This is a genomic window from Streptomyces sp. CAU 1734 (assembly GCF_039888735.1).
In the GTDB taxonomy this organism is placed as follows: Bacteria; Actinomycetota; Actinomycetes; order Streptomycetales; family Streptomycetaceae; genus Streptomyces.
In genome coordinates this window covers 591,207-611,770 of record NZ_JBDQQP010000001.1, presented here as the reverse complement: position 1 = coordinate 611,770, position 20,564 = coordinate 591,207, and the positions used below count along the sequence as shown (strand labels likewise).

The 20,564-nt window shown below is 72.4% G+C and carries 19 protein-coding genes; 12 read left to right on the top strand and 7 right to left on the bottom strand.

The window, feature by feature from the left end; genetic code table 11:
* Window positions 1–105 precede the first annotated feature (105 nt).
* The 4 genes from AAFN69_RS02520 (at window position 106) to AAFN69_RS02505 (ending at window position 3,983) form a co-directional block, all read left to right on the top strand.
* Window positions 106–771, top strand: a complete 666-nt coding sequence (locus tag AAFN69_RS02520) for a response regulator transcription factor (protein ID WP_347726779.1) — start codon at window positions 106–108, stop codon at window positions 769–771.
* A 200-nt stretch (window positions 772–971) separates the two neighbouring features.
* On the top strand, window positions 972–2,474 hold the full coding sequence (locus tag AAFN69_RS02515; RefSeq protein ID WP_347726539.1) for a DUF2252 domain-containing protein: 1,503 nt from the start codon (window positions 972–974) through the stop codon (window positions 2,472–2,474).
* 33 nt (window positions 2,475–2,507) lie between these two features.
* The gene (locus AAFN69_RS02510; RefSeq protein WP_347726538.1) at window positions 2,508–3,446 is read left to right on the top strand and encodes a J domain-containing protein; all 939 of its coding nucleotides are present in this window, start codon (window positions 2,508–2,510) and stop codon (window positions 3,444–3,446) included.
* A 192-nt stretch (window positions 3,447–3,638) separates the two neighbouring features.
* Window positions 3,639–3,983, top strand: coding sequence for a rhodanese-like domain-containing protein (locus AAFN69_RS02505; protein WP_347726537.1), 345 nt, complete (start codon window positions 3,639–3,641; stop codon window positions 3,981–3,983).
* Window positions 3,984–4,311: 328 nt separating this feature from the next.
* Here the strand turns inward: AAFN69_RS02505 and AAFN69_RS02500 are convergent, their stop codons facing one another.
* From AAFN69_RS02500 to paaA, 5 genes are read right to left on the bottom strand one after another with little or no spacing between them, the layout of a single operon-like run.
* Window positions 4,312–5,373 carry a 2Fe-2S iron-sulfur cluster-binding protein gene (locus AAFN69_RS02500; protein WP_347726536.1) on the bottom strand — a complete coding sequence of 354 codons (1,062 nt, stop codon included), beginning with the start codon at window positions 5,371–5,373 and terminating at the stop codon, window positions 4,312–4,314.
* Complete coding sequence (paaD, locus tag AAFN69_RS02495) at window positions 5,374–5,928, bottom strand: 1,2-phenylacetyl-CoA epoxidase subunit PaaD (RefSeq protein ID WP_347726535.1); 555 nt, start codon at window positions 5,926–5,928, stop codon at window positions 5,374–5,376. It lies immediately after the preceding gene.
* Window positions 5,922–6,641, bottom strand: coding sequence for a 1,2-phenylacetyl-CoA epoxidase subunit PaaC (paaC, locus tag AAFN69_RS02490; protein ID WP_347726778.1), 720 nt, complete (start codon window positions 6,639–6,641; stop codon window positions 5,922–5,924). Before paaC ends, paaD begins: the two co-directional genes overlap by 7 nt.
* Window positions 6,642–6,679: 38 nt before the next feature.
* On the bottom strand, window positions 6,680–6,979 hold the full coding sequence (paaB, locus tag AAFN69_RS02485; protein ID WP_347726534.1) for a 1,2-phenylacetyl-CoA epoxidase subunit PaaB: 300 nt from the start codon (window positions 6,977–6,979) through the stop codon (window positions 6,680–6,682).
* Entirely contained in the window at window positions 6,976–8,073 is a 1,098-nt protein-coding gene (paaA, locus tag AAFN69_RS02480; protein WP_347726533.1) for a 1,2-phenylacetyl-CoA epoxidase subunit PaaA, read from the bottom strand. Before paaA ends, paaB begins: the two co-directional genes overlap by 4 nt.
* A 114-nt stretch (window positions 8,074–8,187) precedes the next feature.
* Here paaA and AAFN69_RS02475 point away from each other — a divergent pair, with 114 nt between their 5' ends.
* From AAFN69_RS02475 to AAFN69_RS02465, 3 genes are all read left to right on the top strand, one after another.
* On the top strand, window positions 8,188–9,246 hold the full coding sequence (locus tag AAFN69_RS02475; protein WP_347726532.1) for a DUF5819 family protein: 1,059 nt from the start codon (window positions 8,188–8,190) through the stop codon (window positions 9,244–9,246).
* Window positions 9,243–10,490 (top strand): HTTM domain-containing protein, encoded by a 1,248-nt coding sequence (locus AAFN69_RS02470; RefSeq protein ID WP_347726531.1) that lies wholly within the window; start codon window positions 9,243–9,245, stop codon window positions 10,488–10,490. Before AAFN69_RS02475 ends, AAFN69_RS02470 begins: the two co-directional genes overlap by 4 nt.
* Before the next feature lie 77 nt (window positions 10,491–10,567).
* Window positions 10,568–11,341 carry a TrmH family RNA methyltransferase gene (locus tag AAFN69_RS02465; RefSeq protein WP_347726530.1) on the top strand — a complete coding sequence of 258 codons (774 nt, stop codon included), beginning with the start codon at window positions 10,568–10,570 and terminating at the stop codon, window positions 11,339–11,341.
* A gap of 184 nt (window positions 11,342–11,525) precedes the next feature.
* Here the strand turns inward: AAFN69_RS02465 and paaN are convergent, their stop codons facing one another.
* Window positions 11,526–13,205, bottom strand: a complete 1,680-nt coding sequence (gene paaN, locus AAFN69_RS02460; protein WP_347726529.1) for a phenylacetic acid degradation protein PaaN — start codon at window positions 13,203–13,205, stop codon at window positions 11,526–11,528.
* Window positions 13,206–13,328: 123 nt separating this feature from the next.
* Here paaN and AAFN69_RS02455 point away from each other — a divergent pair, with 123 nt between their 5' ends.
* Together AAFN69_RS02455 and AAFN69_RS02450 are read left to right on the top strand one after the other, a co-directional pair.
* Complete coding sequence (locus AAFN69_RS02455) at window positions 13,329–15,038, top strand: 3-hydroxyacyl-CoA dehydrogenase (protein ID WP_347726528.1); 1,710 nt, start codon at window positions 13,329–13,331, stop codon at window positions 15,036–15,038.
* Window positions 15,035–15,646 (top strand): TetR/AcrR family transcriptional regulator, encoded by a 612-nt coding sequence (locus tag AAFN69_RS02450; RefSeq protein ID WP_347726527.1) that lies wholly within the window; start codon window positions 15,035–15,037, stop codon window positions 15,644–15,646. The genes AAFN69_RS02455 and AAFN69_RS02450 overlap by 4 nt, the downstream gene beginning before the upstream one ends.
* 39 nt (window positions 15,647–15,685) lie before the next feature.
* On the opposite strand, the gene AAFN69_RS02445 is transcribed toward AAFN69_RS02450, so the two are convergent.
* A complete protein-coding gene (locus tag AAFN69_RS02445; protein WP_347726526.1) occupies window positions 15,686–16,276 on the bottom strand; it encodes an Lrp/AsnC family transcriptional regulator in 591 nt (196 codons plus the stop codon).
* Window positions 16,277–16,707: 431 nt separating this feature from the next.
* Between AAFN69_RS02445 and pdhA the strand changes: the two genes are divergently transcribed.
* Genes pdhA through AAFN69_RS02430 form a run of 3 tightly spaced genes read left to right on the top strand, consistent with a single transcriptional unit; the run spans window position 16,708 to window position 20,437 of the window.
* Complete coding sequence (pdhA, locus tag AAFN69_RS02440) at window positions 16,708–17,844, top strand: pyruvate dehydrogenase (acetyl-transferring) E1 component subunit alpha (RefSeq protein WP_347726777.1); 1,137 nt, start codon at window positions 16,708–16,710, stop codon at window positions 17,842–17,844.
* The gene (locus AAFN69_RS02435) at window positions 17,841–18,869 is read left to right on the top strand and encodes an alpha-ketoacid dehydrogenase subunit beta (protein WP_347726525.1); all 1,029 of its coding nucleotides are present in this window, start codon (window positions 17,841–17,843) and stop codon (window positions 18,867–18,869) included. The genes pdhA and AAFN69_RS02435 overlap by 4 nt, the downstream gene beginning before the upstream one ends.
* Complete coding sequence (locus tag AAFN69_RS02430) at window positions 18,869–20,437, top strand: dihydrolipoamide acetyltransferase family protein (protein WP_347726524.1); 1,569 nt, start codon at window positions 18,869–18,871, stop codon at window positions 20,435–20,437. The genes AAFN69_RS02435 and AAFN69_RS02430 overlap by 1 nt, the downstream gene beginning before the upstream one ends.
* Window positions 20,438–20,564 lie beyond the last annotated feature (127 nt).

Below are 20,564 nucleotides of genomic sequence, written 5' to 3'. Positions count from 1 at the left end.
CGGGCAGACTTGCGCCGGGCGATGAGTCCGCCGGAGCCGCGAGGCGGCCGGGCAGGGCGGGCCGAGCCGTCGGACGCCGACTACGCATGAGTTGTGAGGGTGGATATGGCGGGGGCGCAGATCCGGGTGGTCATCGCTGATGACGAGCCGCTCATCAGAGCCGGGATCCGGATGATTCTCACCTCGGACCGGGAGATCGAGGTGGTCGCCGAGGCGTCGAACGGGCGCGAGGCGATCGAGCTGGTACGTGCCCATGGCGCCGATGTGGTGCTGCTGGACATCCAGATGCCGGTCATGGACGGGCTGACCGCGATGGCGGAGCTGCGCCGGGCGGTCCCCTCGGCGCGGGTCATCATCCTCACCACCTTCGGTGAGCGGGAGAATGTGCTGCGGGCGCTGGAGTCCGGCGGGGCGGGTTTCCTGCTGAAGGACACCGCCCCCGCGGAGCTGATCGGCGCGGTGCGCGCGGCGGTGGCGGGCGATGCCTATCTCTCGCCCGGCGCCACCCGGCATGTGGTGGACCAGCTCGCCTCGGGGCGCGCGGTCGCCCGCAACGAGGCGGCACGGGCCCTGGTGGCGCAGCTCAGCACCCGGGAGCGCGATGTTCTCTCGCTGCTGGGGGAAGGGCTCTCCAACGCGGACGCGGGCAGAAGGCTCCATATGAGCGAGGCGACCGTGAAGACCTATGTCAGCCGGATCCTGGCGAAGCTGGAGTGCGACAACCGCGTTCAGGCGGCGCTGCTGGCACGGGACGCGGGGCTGGGTGCCTGAACCGTCCGGTGCGATGTCCGGCCGGGCGGTGTTTCACGTGAAACACCGATGGGTCAGTGACGGGGCGGCGGTGTGGTGGACGGCCGCTCCGGTTCGGCCGCCCGGCGGCGGGTGACGGTTCCCGGGACCCGGCTGTACGGTCGGGACAGCCGGTGTCGAACCCGAACCGGCGGTGTACGGGAACGGGGAGGGCGTACGTCATGAGCGGGGCAGACGCGGGCGGCGGAGTGCCGGAGCAGCGCACGGGGGCCAAGGGCGCGGCGGGCGGATCCGGGGCGGGTGCGCGGGGCGCGGCGGGTTCCGGGCGCATACCGGTGGTGCCGGGGTTCGCCCCGCGCCGGGCGGCCGAGGACACGCGTTCGCCGAAGCAGGAGGGGAAGGATCTGCGCGACCGGATACCCCGTTCGTCGCATGACTCCCTGGTCCTGGCGGTGGACCGGCCCGGCGCCGTGGCGGCGGTGAAGGAGTCCAGCCGGGGCCGGGTGCCCGAACTGACACCCCTGCGGGTGGGGCGGATGGCCGCCTCGCCCTTCGCCTTTCTGCGCGGCGCCGCCGGCCTGATGGCCCACGATCTCGTCGGCACCCCGGTCACGGGGGTGACCGCCCAGCTCTGCGGCGACGCCCATGCGGCCAACTTCGGTCTCTACGGCGATGCCCGGGGCCGGCTGGTGATGGACCTCAATGACTTCGACGAGACGGTGGTCGGTCCCTGGGAGTGGGACCTGAAGCGGCTCGCCGCCTCCCTGGTGCTGGCCGGCCGGGTGTCGGGCACGGCCGAGGGCGTCTGCCGGGCCGCCGCCTTCGACGCGGTGGGGGCGTACCGGCGGACCATGCGGCTGCTGTCCCGGCTGCCCGCACTCGACGCGTGGAACGCGATCGCCGATGAGGAGCTGGTCTCCCACACCGACGCCCGCGATCTGCTCGGCACCCTGGAGAAGGTCTCCGAGAAGGCCCGCCACAACACCGGCGCCAAGTTCGCGGCCAAGGCCACGGAAGCGGTCTCGGACAGTGTGGGTGACATCCGGCGCTTCGTGGACGCGCCGCCGGTGCTGCGCCGGGTCTCCGACGCGGAGGCGGCGGCCGTCGCCGGAGCGCTGGAGGAGTATCTGGGCACCGTCTCGGAGGACCGGCTGCCGCTGCTCGCGCGGTACGAGATCCAGGACGTGGCCTTCCGGGTGGTGGGCACCGGCAGTGTCGGCACCCGCTCCTATGTGGTGCTGCTGCTCGACCACCGGGGCGACGCGCTCGTCCTTCAGGTGAAGGAGGCGCGGGCCTCGGTGCTGCTGCCGCATCTCGCCGCCGCCGGCTTCCCGGTGCCGAAGACGGAGCACGAGGGCAGCCGGGTGGTGTTCGGCCAGAAGCGGATGCAGGTGGTGAGCGACATCCTGCTCGGCTGGACCACGGTCGACGGGCGGCCCTATCAGGTGCGGCAGTTCCGCAACCGCAAGGGCAGTGTGGATCCCGCCGCGCTCACCCCGGACCAGCTGGACGACTACGGCCGGATGACGGGTGCCCTGCTGGCCCGGGCCCATGCGCACAGCGCCGACCCGAGGCTGATCGCCGGTTACTGCGGCAAGAACGAGGAACTGGACGAGGCGGTTTCCCGGTTCGCGGTGCTCTACGCGGACCGGACGGAGGCGGATCACGCCGATCTGCTGAAGTCGATCAAGAGGGGGCGGACGGCGGCCGAGCTGGGTGTGTGACGTCCGGCTCCGCGGCGCCCGTACTCTGGGCGGGTGACCCAGGATCTGCCCGGCGGGCCCGCGGCCCGGAACGACGAAGAGCAGGACGCGCCGCCCCGGCCGGAGGCCCGGCTGGAGCAGGCGGTCCGCACGGCTGAGCAAGCGCTGATCGAGTTCGAGATCGCGCTGGAGACCTTCCGGGTGGAGGTGGAGAACTTTTCCCGGCTGCACCACCAGACGCTCGGGCCGATGTACGCGCGGCTCGATGAGCTGGACGCGCGGATCGCGGAGGCGGTCGCGGCGCGCACCGGGGACCCGGAGGATCTGCGCAAGGCCCGGGAGGCGCGGGCGATGGTCATGCCGATGCCCGGGGTGGAGGAGCTCTTCCACGGCTGGATGGACTCCGAGGGGCTCTCCCCCGAGGCCGCTGCGATGCTCAACGATCAGCCCGTCCAGGCGCCCAAGCGGGTGCGGCCGAGCGAGGAGGCCCGCAAGCTCTACCGCGAGCTGGCCCGCCGGGTGCACCCGGATCTCGCACCGGACGAGTCGGAGCGGGTCCGGCGCGAGGAGTTCATCACGCGGGTGAACGCCGCGTACGGGCTCGGGGACACCGGGGCGCTGCGGGCGCTGGCCGAGGAGTGGGACGCCGGTCCCGTACCCGCCGAGTGGCGGCTCAGCGAGAGCGAGGAGCTGTACGCGAGGCTGGAGTGGCTGTCTCAGCGCAAGGAGCTGCTGACCGTCGTGGCCAGGGAGCTGGAGGAGAGTGCGATCGGGGCGATGCTCCGGATGGCGCCGGACGATCCGGACCGGCTGCTGGCGGAGATCGCCGAGCAGCTGCTCGGCCAGGTCGCCGAGCGAGAGCGGGAGCTCTCCCGGCTCATGGAGTCATCGGGGCCCGGATCCCCTGCGCCGGGATCCCCGGAGCCGGAGTCCTCGGGGCCGGGATCCCCGGATCCCGATGCGCCGGCGCCGCCCGGGTCCCCGTCTGTCTAGCAGTTCCGGTTCAGCCGTCCCGGTCGTCGTGCCCTGTTCCCGCCGCATCCTCGGGTGGCGGGGATTCTCCGGACGGCGGGCCGGCGTGCCGCACAATGACAGTCCGGGACCGGCCGTGCGCCGGAGAGTGTCCGGCTGCGAGAGTGCCGTACCGACGCGTGCGGACACCCACACACGAGAGAAGGCATGACCATGAACTTCGCCCCACTGCCCTCGGTGGACGCCGCGGCGGTGCCGTCCGACGGCTTCGTGCTCGATGTCCGGGAGGCCGACGAGTGGGAGGCCGGGCATGTCGAGGGCGCGCTGCACATCCCGATGAGTGAGTTCGGCGCCCGGTTCGGTGAGGTGACCGAGGCGGTCGAGGACGGCCGCCGGGCCCATGTCATGTGCCGGGTCGGCGGCAGGTCCGCGCAGGTCACGCAGTATCTGGTGGCGCAGGGCATCGACGCGGTGAACATCGACGGCGGCATGCTCGCCTGGGAGCACGCAGGCCGCCCCATGGTCACCGACAACGCCGGCCCGGCCGTCGTCATCTGAATCCGGGGTCGAACGGCCGGGTGACCACCGCACCACTGGGTGACCGTGTGCCCCGCCCGGCCCCGGCCCGTTCAGCTCGGCGGGTGGCGGCCGGCGGATCGCCCGCCGCCTCCACGGCCGCTTCCCGCTCCTCGGTTCGGTGAAGGTGAAGTCCGCCGCCGGCCTTCCCGGCGTCCATGGCGGGAGAACCACAGACCGGGTAGCCGTGAGTCCGTGTCGCCGGACGGATCGCCCCACCGGTATCCGATATGCCGTCAAGACGGCCGGGGTTCCCGCGGACGAACACCGTGCGGCGGGGGCTGCCGGCCCGTCGCCGGCGGTACGCGCGTCAGCGGTCGAAGTCGAGCTCCACCTCCGGCGTCGCCGGGTGGGACTGGCAGGCCAGGACATAGCCCGCCTCGGTCTCCTCCGGCTCCAGTGCGAAATTGCGGTCCATCCGGACCTCGCCCGAGACCAGGAACGCCCGGCAGGTGCCGCAGACACCGCCCTTGCAGGCGTACGGCGCGTCCGAACGGCTGCGCAGCACGGTCTCCAGCAGCGACTCCCCCTTCTCCACCGGCCAGGTACCCGATCGGCCGTCGAGGGTGGCGGTCAGGGCGGCATGGGCCGGAGCCGCGACACGGGAGGCGGCTGATCCGGCCGCCGGGCCGTCGGCCACATGGAAGATCTCCTGATGGATCCGGCTCCGGTCCGCCCCGAGCCCCCGCAGGGCCTCCTCGGCCGCTGTGACCAGCCCGAGCGGGCCGCACAGGAACCAGCCGTCGATCTCCGCCACCGGCAGCAGGGCCGGGAGCAGAGCGGTCAGCCGGTCACGGTCGAGCCGGCCGGACGGCAGACCCGACTGCTGTTCCTCCCGGGAGAGGGCGGTCACCAGCTGGAAACGGTCCGGGAAGCGGTCCTTGAGGTCGGCGACCTCGTCCAGGAACATCGTGGAGGCCACGGTGCGGTCGCTGCGGATCAGACAGAACCGGGCCGCCGGCTCCCGCTCCAGCAGGGTCGTGGCCATGGAGAGCACGGGGGTGATCCCGCTGCCGCCGACGACGGCCGCGAAGTACCCGGGCCGGGGGGCGAGCCGGAACCGGCCCATCGGGGGCATCACCTCCACGGTGTCGCCCGCCGCCAGCTCCTTGACGGCATAGGTGGAGAACTCCCCGCCGTCGACCGCGCGGATCCCCACCCGGAGCACCGGTGCCGCGCCCGCCGGGACGGCCGGGGCGCAGATCGAGTACGTACGGCGGATCTCCTCGCCCGCCACCATCCGGCGCAGGGCGAGATGCTGGCCCGGGGTGTGCCGGAAGGTGTCGTACAGCTCGGGGGGCACCGTGAGGGTGACGGCGACCGAGTCGTCCGTGAGCCGTTCGACCTCGCGGACAAGAAGCGGATGGAACATCTACAACTCCTTGAAGTGGTCGAAGGGTTCACGGCAGGAGACACAGCGGCGCAGCGCCTTGCAGGCGGTGGAGGAGAACCGGCTCAGCAGCTCGGTCTCGGTGGAGCCGCAGTGCGGGCAGCGCACCGAGAGGGTGAGCGGCACCGGACCGTCCGGGGTGTGCGGCCGGGGCGGGGCCACTCCGTACTCGGCCAGCTTGCGGCGCCCCTCGTCGCTGATGTCATCCGTCGACCAGGCGGGCGAGAGCACGGTGACCACCGAGACCTCCGGTATCCCGTGGTCGTGCAGAAGCGACTCGATGTCGGCGCTCATGGTGTCCAGCGCCGGGCAGCCGGTGTAGGTGGGGGTCAGGGTCACCTCGACCGAGCCGGGCCCGAGGACCCGCACTCCGCGCATCACACCCAGCTCCTCCAGGGTCAGCACCGGGAGCTCCGGGTCGGGCACGGAGCCCGCGAGAGCGCGCAGCCGGGCCTCGGCGGCGGTCTCCTCCCCGCCGGGGCGGATTCCGCCCGGCGGCCGGACCTCTTCCCGGGCCGGCCGGGTGCCGGTCACCATGACGCCCCCGGGTGGCTGCGGTGGAGATGCTGCATCTCGGCGATCATCCGGCCGAAGGGCTCGGTGTGCACCCCCTGGCGCCCCGCCCCCGCCGACCAGGCTCCGGACCGGGGCCCCTCGGGCACGGGCAGTGTCGCGCGCTCCAGGACATCGGTGACGATGTCCAGCCACTGCGCGGCCAGGTCGTCCCAGTCGATCTCCAGGCCGTCGAGCGGCTCGGACATCTCGCCGGTGAACCGCCACAGCGCCGCACAGGCCCGCACCATCCGGCGGCGGCTCTCGTCGGTGCCGTCGCCGAGCCGGAGAGTCCACTGCTCCGCGTGGTCCCGGTGGTAGGCGACCTCCTTGACCGCTTTGGCCGCGAGCCCGGCCAGCAGGCCGTCCCCGGCGGCCAGCCGGCCGAAGAGCAGATGCTGGTGCACGGAGAAGTAGAGCTGCCGGACGATGGTGTGGGCGAAGTCGCCGTTCGGCTGCTCGACGAGCTGGAGGTTGCGGAAGGCGCGCTCCTCGCGGAGATAGGCCAGCTCGTCCTCGTCGCCGACGAGGGAGAGCAGCACCCGGGCCTGGCCGAGGAGGTCCAGCGCGATATTGGCGAGGGCGACATCCTCCTCCAGGACCGGGGCATGACCCGCCCACTCCCCCAGCCGGTGCGAGAGCACCAGCGCGTCGTCGCCGAGCGCGAGCGCCGCCGCGAGGGCCGGCGAGAGCTCCAGAACCGGGGCGGGCGAGCCGGTCGCGGTGGATGCGGCGGTCACAGGTGCTTCACCCCTTCCGGGATCTCGTAGAAGGTCGGATGGCGGTACGGCTTGTCGGCGGAGGAGGCGAAGAACGGGTCCTTCTCGTCCGGTGAGGAGGCCGTGACCGCCGAGGAGGGCACCACCCAGATCGAGACGCCCTCGCTCCGCCGGGTGTAGAGGTCGCGCGCATTGCGCAGCGCCATCTCGGCATCGGGGGCGTGGAGGCTGCCCGCATGGGTGTGGGAGAGCCCGCGGCGGGAGCGGACGAAGACCTCCCACAGCGGCCAGTCGGCCGGGCCGGAACCACTGCTCATGCTGTCGCCTCCATGGATTCCGGAGCGGGCGGGGAGGGAGGGGTGGCCGCGGAAGCAGCAGAGGGGGAGGGAACCGCGGTGGAAGCAGGGGGCGCGGTGGAAGCAGGGGAAGAAGCAGGGGAAGGGGAGGAGAGGGCGGAAGGGCCGGCGGCCGGGCGGTGCTTCGCGGCGTGGGCCGCGGCGGCCTCCCGTACCCAGGCGCCCTCCTCATGGGCCCGGCGCCGCTGCCCTATCCGCTCCTCATTGCACGGGCCGTTGCCCTTGAGGACCTCCTGGAACTCGGCCCAGTCGATCGCGCCGAAGTCGTGGTGGCCCTTTTCCTCGTTCCACCGCAGATCGGGGTCGGGGAGGGTGAGCCCGAGGGCCTCGGCCTGCGGGACACAGATGTCCACGAAGCGCCGGCGCAGCTCGTCATTGGAATGGCGCTTGATCTTCCAGGCCATGGACTGCGCCGAGTGGGGTGATTCGTCGTCCGGCGGGCCGAACATCATCAGCGAGGGCCACCACCAGCGGTCCACCGCGTCCTGGGCCATCTCGTGCTGGGCGGGGGTGCCCCGGGAGAGCGCCAGCAGCAACTCGTACCCCTGGCGCTGGTGGAAGGACTCCTCCTTGCAGATACGGACCATCGCGCGGGCGTAGGGGCCGTAGGAGCAGCGGCAGAGCGGTACCTGGTTGGTGATCGCGGCGCCGTCGACCAGCCAGCCGATGGCGCCGACATCGGCCCAGGTCAGCGTGGGGTAGTTGAAGATCGATGAATACCGCTGGCGGCCCGCGTGCAGCTTGTCCAGCAGCTCCTCGCGGCCGACGCCGAGGGTCTCGGCGGCGCTGTAGAGATAGAGGCCGTGCCCCGCCTCGTCCTGCACCTTGGCCATCAGGATCGCCTTGCGGCGCAGCGAGGGGGCCCTGGTGATCCAGTTCGCCTCGGGCTGCATGCCGATGATCTCGGAATGGGCATGCTGTGCCATCTGGCGGATCAGGGTCGCCCGGTAGGCCTCCGGCATCCAGTCGCGCGGCTCGATCCGCTCGTCGGCCGCGACGGCCGCGTCGAAGACCGCCTCGTATGTCTCCGCCGTGTCCGCGGTCACTGCCGTCATCGGAACTCCCTACCGACCGATCGTTCGGTTCGTTGACTTCAATGGTGAGTCGCCGCCCCTTAAGGTGTCAACCCTGTGGATAACCGAGCTGGGGCGGACGGGGATCGGGGCGGGATGGGCTCACAAGAACAAGGGCGCGCCGAGGATGTCGGGAGCGCCGGGGGCACCGGCGGCGTCCCCGTCCCGGAGCGCACCGGCGAAGCCGGCGAGCAGGGCCCGGACACCGCGGCCGGCGCCCCCGCCGACAGCGGACTCCACCTCCCTGAGCAGCGGAAACCCGAGTCGGACAGTCGAAGTGGACCCTCCGCCGGGGCCCCGGCCGACTCATCCGGCTCCGAGCCGCGCCCGGACCCGGTCCCCTGGCCGCTGATCACCCCGGGCCCGGGCCCCGGACCGGAATCGGGCCCCGGCGCCGGTCCGGAACACGCCGCCGGCGGGCCCGGCGGCCCCGGTGCCGAGCCCGCCCCGCAGGGCTCCGGATACCCCGCCCCCGTACCCGTGAGCGGCATCATGGCGCTCTCCGGCCCCTGGCGGGTCACCGCCGCCGTCGCCCTCGCCGTCATCGCGCTGGCCGCCACCGTCCATCTGGGCATGGTCTTTCTCCATGTGGCGCCCTCCAACACGGCGAGCAAGCAGTACGGCAAGGCGGTCGACGCCTGGATCTACCCCGAGTTCGAGCAGAACTGGAAGCTCTTCGCCCCCAATCCGCTCCAGCAGAACATCGCCGTGCACGTCAAAGCCGAGATACGGACGGACTGCGGAGACCGGAAGACCACCGGCTGGATCGATCTGACCGCCGAGGACGGCGCGGCGATACGCGGAAACCCCCTCCCCAGCCACACCCATCAGAACGAGCTGCGCCGGGCCTGGGACTTCTTCACGGGCTCCCATGACAACGACAACCGGGCCACCGGCCCGCGCGGCAGGCTCTCCGAGTCCTACATGCGGCGGATCGTGATGCTGCGTCTCGGCGAACGCGACCTCGGCGGCGCGGTGGAACGCATCCAGCTCAGGTCGTCCACCACCTCGATCGCGCCCCCGCCGTGGAGCAAGGAGAAGGTCGACACCCGGCCCGTGCTGCGGGTCCTGCCCTGGTGGAATGTCGCCGCCGCCGACTTGCCCGAGGGGTCGGCCGCCCGCGAGCGCATGGAGCGTACGGAGGCCGCCGAATGAGCCGGACATCAGGCCAGGGCATCGCCGGTGCGGTGCAGCGGATCACCGCCACCGCCCTCGGGCCCCATCAGGCGGCCGTCGTCCGGGTGGGGTTCGCCGCCACCTGGCTCCTCTTCCTTCTGTGGGAGGCGCCCAACCGCCATGAGCTGTACGGTCCCGACGGCCCCTGGAGCTGGGAGCTGGGCAACCGGCTCATCGGCACCAATGACGCCTTCACCGTGCTCATGTGGACGGACGGCAGGCTCTGGTTCGAGCTGGTGTACGTCATGGCGGTGCTCTCCAGCGCGCTGCTGATGGTCGGCTGGCGGACCCGCACCATGTCCGTCCTCTTCATGGTCGGCGTGCTCTCGCTCCAGAACCGCTCCATCTTCATGGGCGACGGCGGGGACAACGTCATCCATCTGATGGCGATATACCTGGTGGTCACCCGCTGTGGCCGGGTCTGGTCCCTGGACGCCCGGCGGGCCGCCCGGCAGTCGCGGCCGGCGGACGGGCACCCGGCCAGGGACGAATCCGCCGGCACCCGCCCGGCGCCCGACACGGCGGGTCCGGTGCTCTGGTGCGTACTCGGTTTCGTGCTGCTCACGGGGACGTTCCTGAACGGCTCCGGGATCGCGGTCCTGCTGCTGCTCTGGGCGGTCTGGGCGGGGCAGGCCCTGTGGTGGCTGGTGAGCCGGTACCTCCCGAGGAGCCAGCCACATCTTCTGCTGGACTGTCTGGCCAATCTGCTGCACAACGCCGGACTTCTGGTGATCATGGCCGAGGTCTGTCTGATCTACGCCACGGCCGGCTGGTACAAGGTCCAGGGCTCGCGCTGGCAGGACGGCACCGCGCTCTACTACCCGCTCAAGCTGGACTACTTCACCCCGTGGCCCGCCCTCTCCGACCTGCTGGCCGCCGGCGGCATCATGGTCATGATCCTGACGTACGGCACCGTCATCGTGCAGGTCGCCTTCCCCTTCACGCTCTTCAACCGGAAGGTGAAGAACGTCCTGCTCGCGATCATGATCGTGGAGCACGCGGGCATCGCCGTCATCCTCGGACTGCCGTTCTTCTCGCTGGCCATGATTGCCGCGGACGCGGTCTTCCTGCCCACGGTCTTCCTGGTCTGGCTCGGCGCCCGGACGGCTCGCGGACGGGACCGCGTGCTCCGGCGGTTCCGCCGGGGCTCCCGGTCCGCCGGCGGCCCGGCGGAACCGGATCCGGAGGACGCACCCGAACAGGCCCGCACGCTGGTCGCCTGATCCTCCGGTGCCCCGGCCCCCGCCGGGGCACCGGAGGGCCCGGGCGGGCATCCCCGGCGGGCCCGTAGCCTGGGCGGATGAGCGACGACAACGCCACCGAGGCGGTACGGCAGTGGCGCGCGGCGGCACCCGGCTCGGTGCTTCTGGACGGCCTCCACGCACTGAAGCATGCGATCCGCTTCGACGCCGAGGTGCGTCAGGTGATCACCAGCGACAAGGCGGGCGTACTGGAACTCGCCGCCGGGCTCGCCGGTGATGTGACCGGCCGGATCGGGGAACTCCTGGTCGAGGTCCCCGACCACACCCTGCGGGAACTGGTGCCCAGGGGCCACACCACACGGATCGCCGCCCTCGCCGCCCGGCGGGACCGGACGGTGAACACCGCCGCGCTGGAGGCTCCGGACCGCCGGGCGCCGGTGGTCGTCCTGGACAATCCGCGCAACCTCGGAAATGTCGGGGCGGTGGTCCGGCTCGCCGCCGGTTTCGGCGCCGCCGGAGTCGTCACCACGGGCGACATCGACCCCTGGCACCCCAACGCCGTCCGCGCGGGCGCCGGGCTCCACTACGCCACGGCGGTGGAACAGCTCCCGCTCGACGGCTTTCCGCCCGGCCCGCTGTATGTCCTCGACCCGGAGGGCGACGACATCCGCTCCGTCACCGTGCCCGATGACGCGCTTCTCGTCTTCGGCTCGGAACGCCACGGTGTCTCCCCGGAGCTCCGCGCCCGGGCGAGCAGGCTGCTGGCGCTCCCCATGCGGCCCCAGGTCTCCAGCTACAACCTCGCGACGAGCGTGGCGATGGGCCTCTTCCACTGGGCCGGCCCCGAACAGCTCCCCGCGAGCCGCCGATAGCCGTGCGCCCGTCGCGAGGGCTCCATCCGGCAGGGGCTCCGGGCGGCGCCCGGGCGGGCGTCGGCGCCCGGAGCCCTGTCCGGCCCCGGTGACGGCGTGTCCGGGGCCGGGGCACCGGCAGGGGGATCCCGGCGAGGCCCGAGAGGGCCCCGGTGGGGGGAGGGCCGGGGATCCCCGCCGGTGGTCATGCCTGGCGGCGGACCTCCACCACCCGGAACCGATGGGCGACGAACGCTCCGTCGCACAGCGCGGCATTCGCCGCCGGATTGCCGCCCGAGCCGTGGAAGTCGGAGAAGGCCGCCGTCTGGTTGACGTACACCCCGCCCGTGAGATTCAGCGAGAGCTGCGCCGACTCCTCCAGACAGACCTCCTCGATCGCGCGCTCCACCTCCGGTGACGTGGTGTACGCGCCGACCGTCATCGCGCCCCGGTCGCGGATCGTGCGCCGCAGCAGCTCCACGCCGTCGGCCGTGGAGTCCACCGAGACCGCGAACGACACCGGTCCGAAGCACTCGGAGAGAAAGGCCGCCTCCGCGTCCGGCTTGGAGCCGTCCAGCTTCACGATGACCGGCGTGCGGACGACCGCGTCCGGGAAGTCGGGGTTGGTGATCTCCCGGGAGGGCAGCGCGACCTCGCCGAGCCCGGCGGCATCCGCCAGCCGGCGCTTCACATCGGGATTGACCAGGGCACCCAGCAGGGCATTGGCCCGGGCGTCGTCGCCGAGCAGACCGCTCACCGCGGCGGCGAGATCGGTCACCACCTCGTCGTACGACTTGGGTCCCGCGTCCGTGGTGATGCCGCCCCGGGAGATCAGCAGATTCTGCGGGGTGGTGCACATCTGGCCGCTGTAGAGCGAGAGCGAGAAGGCCAGATTGGAGAGCATGCCCCGGTAGTCGTCCGTGGAGTCGATGACGACGGTGTTCACCCCCGCCTTCTCGGTGTACACCTGCGCCTGGCGGGCATGGGTCTCCAGCCAGTCGCCGAAGGCGGTGGAGCCCGTGTAGTCGATGATCCGGATCTCGGGGCGCACGGCGAGCGTTTTGGCGATGCCCTCGCCGGGGTGCTCGGCGGCCAGGGCGACCAGATTGGGATCGAAGCCCGCCTCCGCCAGCACCTCACGGGCCACCCGGACCGTGAGCGCCAGCGGCAGCACCGCGCGCGGATGCGGTTTGACCAGCACCGGATTGCCGGTCGCGAGCGAGGCGAAGAGCCCCGGATAGCCATTCCACGTCGGGAAGGTGTTGCAGCCGATCAGCAGCGAGATGCCGCGCCCCGCCGCGGTGAAGGTCTTCCGCAGCTCCAGCGGATCGCGCTTGCCCTGCGGCTTGGACCAGTCGACGGCGCCGCTCGGGGTGCGGGTCTGCTCGGCGAGGGCGTACGCCACCGCCTCCAGGCCCCGGTCCTGGGCGTGCGGACCGCCCGCCTGGAACGCCATCATGAACGCCTGACCGCTGGTGTGCATCACGGCATGGGCGAACTCATGGGTACGCGCTCCGATCCGGGCCAGGATCTCCGCACAGACCAGGGCCCGCAGCTCCGGACCCGCCTCCCGCCAGGCGCCCGTACCCGCGCGCATCGCGGGGAGCAGCACATCGGGGTCGGCATGCGGATACTCGATGCCCAGCTCCGGCCCGTACGGCGAGATCTCGCCGCCCGCCCAGCCGTCGGTGCCCGGCTGGCCGAGCTCGAAGCGGGACCCGCGCAGCGCCTCGAAGGCGGCGAGCCCGTCGGCGGGCGCACTCTCCCCGTACGCCTTGGGATGTTCGGGATGCGGGGACCAGTGGGCGCGGGTGCGGATCGCTTCGAGGGCCTGGTCGAGTGTGGACCGGTGGCGCTCGCTCAACCGGGTCTCGGACAGCTGCATGACGGACCAACTCCTCGTCGCGCTGGGCAGGGACGGAAGGACAGGGTTAGAGTAACCGAACGATCGGTCGGTACAAGGGGGCCTGTCAAACCTGTGGAAAACTCATCCGGGAGGATCACTCCCATGAGCGCCAGCGATCAGACCGCCGTCCGGCCGGGTGCCGGGGGGACTCCGCACCGCGCCGCGCCCGGGGGAGCCGCGGAGGCCGGCGCCCCGCTGCGCCCCTCCCGTACCGTCGCCGTCGTCGGCACCGGCACCATGGGGCAGGGAATCGCCCAGGTCGCCCTGGTCGCGGGCCATCCCGTACGTCTCCACGACACCGCGCCCGGCCGAGCCGCGGAGGCCGTGGCCGCCATCGGGGCCCGGCTCGACCGCCTGGTCGACAAGGGGCGGCTGGACGCCGCCGCCCGGGACGCCGCCCGCGCCCGGCTGCACCCGGCCGATGCCCTCGCCGAGCTGGCCGATTCGGCGCTGGTCGTCGAGGCCATCGCCGAACGGCTCGATGCCAAGCGCGAGCTCTTCCGCGCGCTGGAGGAGATCGTCTCCGGCGAGTGTCTGCTCGCCACCAACACCTCCTCCCTCTCCGTCACGGCCATCGCCGGCGGGCTCCGCCGCCCCGGCCGGGTGGTCGGGCTCCACTTCTTCAACCCCGCGCCACTGCTCCCGCTGGTCGAGGTGGTCAGTGGTTTCGCCACCGACCCGGCCGTCGCCGAGTGCGCGCGGGCCACCGTCGCCGCCTGGGGCAAAACCCCGGTGAGCTGCGCCGACACCCCTGGATTCATCGTCAATCGGATCGCCAGGCCGTTCTACGCCGAAGCTTTCGCGATCCATGAGGACCGGGCCGCCGACCCCGCCACCACCGACGCCGTGCTGCGCGAGTCGGGCGGGTTCCGGATGGGCCCCTTCGAGCTGACCGATCTGATCGGCCAGGATGTCAATGAGGCGGTCACCCACTCGGTGTGGGAGTCCTTCTTCCGCAGCCCGAAGTTCACCCCCTCGCTGCTTCAGCGGCGGCTGGTGGAGGCCGGGCTGCTGGGCCGCAAATCCGGCCGCGGCTGGTACGACCACACCGCCGGCGCGGTCCGCCCCGAACCGCACACCGCCGCCCCGGCCGGGGCCCCCGCGTATGTGATCGCCGAGGGCGGCCTGGGTGTCGCGGCGGAGCTGCTCGAACTGATCGCGGAGTCCGGCGTCGCTCTCCGCCGGGAGGCCGAGGACGACGGCAGCAAGCTGGTGCTGCCGGGCGGGGGACAGCTGGTGCCCGCGGACGGACAGACATCCGGTGAATTCCGCGATGTCGTCTACTTCGATCTCGCCCTGGACTACCGGACGGCCGGCCGGATCGCCCTCTCCGCCGCCCCGCACACCACCGCACGCACGCTGAGCGAGGCGACCGGGCTCTTCCAGGCCCTGGGCAAGAAGGTCAGCGTCATCGCGGACGTACCGGGCATGATCGTGGCCCGTACGGTCGCGATGCTGATCGACCTCGCCGCGGACGCCGTGGCCAAGGGGGTGGCGAGCGAGGAGGACATCGACACCGCGATGCGGCTCGGGGTCAGCTACCCGCTGGGGCCGCTGGAGTGGAACCGCCGATTGCCCTCCCACTGGGCGCATGACCTGCTGGAAGCGGTTCACGAGCGGGTACCGGCGGGCGGGCGGTACGCGCCCTCGCTGGCGCTCTTCCAGCTCAGCTGCGCCCGCGACGAGGACGGCTCCGGTGACGGGGACGGCCCTCATGACGGCGGCGGCACCGGCGACGGCTCCCGCGACGGCGACGGAAGGCCCCCCGGAGACGGGGAGCGGCACACCGATGGAGGGGAGGCGGGTTCATGACCACCGCCAGGCGCGACACGTACACCCCGGAGACCCTGCTCTCGGTCGCCGTGCGGATCTTCAACGAGCGCGGCTACGACGGCACCTCCATGGAGCATCTGTCCCAGGCGGCCGGAATCTCCAAATCGTCGATCTACCACCATGTGTCGGGCAAGGAGGAGCTGCTGCGCCGGGCCGTGAGCCGGGCGCTGGACGCGCTCTACGCGATCCTGGAGGAGCCGGGGGGCCGGCGCGGCCGGGCCATCGCGCGGGTCGAGTACGTGACCCGGCGCACCGTGGAGGTGCTGATGGCGGAGCTGCCCTATGTGACGCTGCTGCTCCGGGTGCGGGGCAACACCAAGACCGAGCGCTGGGCGCTGGAGCGCCGCAGGGAGTTCGACCAGCGGGTGTCCGATCTGCTCAAGGCCGCGGCGGAGGACGGTGACCTGCGGGCGGATGTGGACATCCGGCTGGCGACCCGGCTGCTCTTCGGCATGGTGAACTCACTGGTGGAGTGGTACCGGCCGCAGCCCGGCGGCGGGCCGGAGGAGGATCAGCTCGCCGAGACGGTGGTACGGCTCGCCTTCGACGGTCTGCGCACCGGCGCGGGCGGTCCGCACGGGGCCTGATCCCCCGCCGGGCGCCCGCCCCGGTGGCCGACGGAGCCGTCAGAGCTGCTCGGGGGCGGGGTGAGCCGCCGGACCGGGATGGAGATCCGTTTCCTCGAAGACCAGCAGGGTCCGGGTGGAGAGCACCTCGGGGATGGCCTGGAGCCTGGTCAGCACCAGTTCACGCAGCGTGCGGTTGTCCGGTGCGTGCACCAGGAGGAGTACGTCGAAATCTCCGCTGACCAGTGCGATGTGCGCGGCGCCCGGCAGCGCCCGGAGCTGTTCGCGGACCGTCCGCCAGGAATTCTGGACGATCTTGAGCGTGATATAGGCGGATGCGCCCTGACCTGCGCGTTCATGGTCGACCCTGGCGCTGAAGCCACGGATCACCCCATCGTCGATCAGCCGGTTGATACGGGCGTACGCATTGGCGCGCGACACATGCACCCGTTCGGCGACGGATCGTATCGAGGCCCGGCCGTCCGTCTGGAGAATGTGCAGAATGTCCCGGTCGATGGCGTCGAGCGGCCGGGGCGGAAAGATTGGTTCCGGACGGCTCGCGGGCGGCTCCGCCCTGCTCATGGCGGGTTCCGCCCGGTCCTCTCCCGGCTCGGCCCGGTCCTGTCCCGCGGCCATTTGTTCAGCTGTCATATCCCCCCGCCTCCCGGGCATGGACGACCTGACTCCATCACAGGCTGTGGAGAACCGTTTGTCCACAGGCTGAGGGTGCCTGTAGCCAAAATGCGTCCACGACCGAACAATCGGTAGGTGAGGCGGGCCACACCCGGCTCGCCCCGACGGAGCGCCCGCCGGCGCTCGCTCCAACGTGCCGCACAGCTGTTTTCCGCCTCTGTCACCGATTCTCGCCCCATCGTTCACAGCGTCTGTTCAGTTCCCCGGCTCACTCCGCTTTACCGGGCTTCTCAGATCTTTCAGGCTCTCGGGTCCCGCGTTCTCCGATCCATCGCCGTGAAGAGTCACCAACAGCCATTCACGGCGGGCTCATCCCGATTCAGTCCGATCCATATCGCGTTCTCAGTCGTCGCTCCCACGAGGAGGTGCTCGCCTTGCGAAAGAGCAGCATGACGGTCCAGGAGCCGCCCGGGGCCACGGCCTACCGGCTCACCCCGCCCCCGGCCTGGCAGCCCCGCACCGATCCCGTGCCCCTGCTTCCGGACGCCGAGCCGTACCGGGTGCTCGGCACGGACGCCGTCTCCGGCGCCGACCCCGAGCTGCTGCGGACGCTCTACGCACAGCTGGTGCGCGGCCGCAGATTCAACACCCAGGCCACCGCCCTGACCAAGCAGGGCCGGCTCGCCGTCTATCCGTCGAGCACCGGGCAGGAGGCATGCGAGGTCGCCGCCGCCCTGGCCCTGGAGGAGCGCGACTGGCTCTTCCCGAGCTACCGGGACACTCTCGCCGCCGTGGCCCGGGGCATGGACCCGGTGCAGGTGCTGACGCTGCTGCGCGGGGACTGGCACACCGGGTACGACCCCCGCGAGCACCGCACGGCCCCGCTGAGCACCCCGCTCGCCACCCAGCTGCCCCACGCGGTGGGGCTGGCCCACGCGGCCCGGCTCAAGGGCGATGACGTGGTCGCGCTCGCCATGGTCGGCGACGGCGGCACCAGCGAGGGAGATTTCCACGAGGCGCTGAACTTCGCCGCGGTCTGGCGGGCCCCGGTCGTCTTCCTGGTGCAGAACAACGGCTTCGCCATCTCCGTACCGCTCGCCAAGCAGACCGCCGCGCCGTCCCTCGCCCACAAGGCCGTGGGGTACGGAATGCCGGGCCGGCTGGTCGACGGGAATGACGCGCCCGCGGTGCACCAGGTCCTCTCCGCGGCCGTGGCCCGGGCCCGGAGCGGCGGCGGCCCGACCCTGATCGAGGCCGTCACCTACCGCATCGAGGCGCACACCAACGCCGATGACGCGACCCGCTACCGCGTCGACAGCGAGGTCGAGACCTGGCGCGAGCACGACCCGATCCGGCTGCTCGAACGGGAGCTGACCGAGCGGGGTCTGCTGGACGAGGACGGCATACGGGCCGCCGCCGAGGCCGCGGAGGCGATGGCCGCCGATCTGCGCGCGCGGATGAACGCGGAGGCGGAGCTCGATCCGATGGATCTCTTCGCCCATGTGTTCGCCGAGCGGACGGATCAGCTGCGGGAGCAGTCCGAACAGCTGCGGTCGGAGCTCGATGCCGAGGGGGAGACCCGATGAGCACGGCGACGGCCGCGGCCCGCACCGGGGCCCCGGCGAAACCCGCGACCATGGCACAGGCCCTGCGGTGCGCGATGCGCGACGCGATGGCCGAGGATCCCTCCGTCCATGTGCTGGGCGAGGACGTCGGCACGCTGGGCGGGGTCTTCCGGATCACCGACGGCCTCGCCGGGGAATTCGGCGACGACCGCTGTACGGACACCCCGCTGGCGGAGGCGGGCATCCTCGGCGCCGCCGTGGGCATGGCGATGTACGGGCTGCGGCCGGTGGTGGAGATGCAGTTCGACGCCTTCGCCTACCCGGCGCTGGAGCAGCTGATCAGCCATGTCTCCAAGATGCGCAACCGCACCCGGGGCGGGCTCACCCTGCCGATCACGGTCCGGATCCCCTACGGCGGCGGGATCGGGGGAGTCGAGCACCACAGCGACTCCTCCGAGGCGTACTACATGGCCACCCCCGGGCTCCAGGTGGTCACCCCGGCCACGGTGGAGGATGCGTACGGCCTGCTCAGGGCCGCGATCGCCAGTGATGACCCGGTGGTCTTCCTGGAGCCGAAGCGGCTCTACTGGGCGAAGTCCGCATGGTCGCCCGACGCCCCGGACGAGGTCCCGCCGATCGGGCGGGCCGTCGTACGGCGCCCGGGCCGCAGCGCCACCCTGCTGACCTACGGCCCCTCGCTGCCGGTCTGCATGGAGGCGGCCGAGGCGGCCGTCGCCGAGGGCTGGGATCTGGAGGTGGTGGATCTGCGCTCGCTGGTGCCGTTCGACGACGAGACGGTGACCGCGTCCGTGCGGCGCACGGGCCGGGCCGTCGTGGTCCACGAGTCCACCGGCTTCGGCGGACCCGGCGGGGAGATCGCCGCCCGGGTGACGGAGCGCTGCTTCCACCACCTGGAGGCACCGGTGCTGCGGGTCGCCGGTTTTGACATTCCCTATCCGCCACCGATGCTGGAGCGGCACCATCTGCCCGGAGTGGACCGGGTACTGGACGCGGTGGCGCGGTTGCAGTGGGAGGCGGGGCGCTGATGGCACAGGTGCTGGAGTTCAGACTGCCGGACCTCGGTGAGGGGCTCACCGAGGCGGAGATAGTCAACTGGCTGGTCTCCGTCGGCGATGTGGTCGCGATCGACCAGCCCGTGGTCGAGGTGGAGACGGCCAAGGCGATGGTCGAGGTGCCCTGCCCGTACGGGGGTGTGGTGACCGCCCGCTTCGGCGAGGAGGGCACGGCGCTCCCGGTCGGGGCGCCGCTGCTGACGGTCGCGGTGGGGGCCGATGCGGGCTCCCCGGGCTCCGGCGCCGGCGGCACATCCGGCGGCACATCAGGCGGGACCCCCGATGGGGTGGCCGGCGGGACCGGGCCGGCCGATGGCGGTGCGGCGGGTGCCGCGCCCGGGACGGCCCCCGGAAAGCCGGGCCCGTCCGCCACCGGCTCGGACGCCTCGGGGAATGTACTGGTCGGCTATGGGACGGGAGCGCCCGCCGCCAGGCGCCGCCGGATCAGGCCGGTGGTCCCGGCGGCCGCCGCGCCGGCGGCCCCGGTGCCCCGGGAGGCCCCCGCGGCCACGCCGGCCGGCCGGCCGGCCGCCGGTTCCGTGCCGGTGACCGCGGTCGCGGTGGCCGAGCGGATCGGTCAGGCGGTCGGCAGCGGATCTCTCGGCGGATCCCGGCGCGGCGAGCGGGGCGGCGGGCCCGTGCCCGTCATCTCGCCCCTCGTCCGGCGGCTGGCCCGCGAGCACGGCCTGGATCTGCGCGAGGTGACCGGATCGGGACCCGAGGGGCTGATCCTCCGGGCGGATGTCGAGCGCGCGGTACTGGCCGCCGGGACCCCGGCGCCGGACGCCACCGGGCCGGCCGAGACGGCGCCCGCCGCCGCTTCCGCACCCGTCCGTGCCTCCGGGGCCGCTCGCGGCGAGCGGATACCGCTGCGCGGGGTGCGCGGGGCGGTGGCCGACAAGCTCTCCCGCAGCCGTACCGAGATCCCGGACGCCACCTGCTGGGTCGACGCGGACGCCACCGAGCTGATGGCGGCGCGCGCCGCGATGAACGCCTCGGGCGGACCGAAGATCGCGCTCATCGCGCTGCTCGCCCGGATATGCACCGCCGCGCTCGCCAGGCACCCGGAGCTCAACTCCACGGTGGACATGGCGGCCCGGGAGATCGTGCGGCTCCCCGAGGTGCATCTCGGCTTCGCCGCCCAGACCGGGCGCGGGCTGGTCGTGCCCGTGATCCGGGACGCGCACGGCCGCTCGGCCGAGTCGCTGACCGCCGAATTCGGGAGACTGACCGAGGCGGCCCGGCAGGGCCGGCTCACCCCCGGTGATCTGACCGGCGGGACCTTCACCCTCAACAACTACGGGGTGTTCGGGGTGGACGGCTCCACTCCGATCATCAACCACCCCGAGGCGGCGATGCTCGGGGTCGGCCGGATCATCCCCAAGCCCTGGGTGCACCAGGGCGAATTGGCGGTGCGTCAGGTGGTGCAGCTCTCGCTCACCTTCGACCACCGGGTCTGCGACGGCGGCACGGCGGGCGGCTTCCTGCGCTATGTCGCCGACTGCGTGGAATCCCCGGCGGTGCTGCTGCGCACCCTCTGAGCGCGGCGGGTCCCGCCCGCCGGGACGCCTCCGGTCCGGGGGACGCCTCCGGTCCGCCGGCCGGAGGCGCGGCTCATACTTCCGCTATGACCGCGCCCCGCAGAGATGATTATTGCCCCGGAGCCCG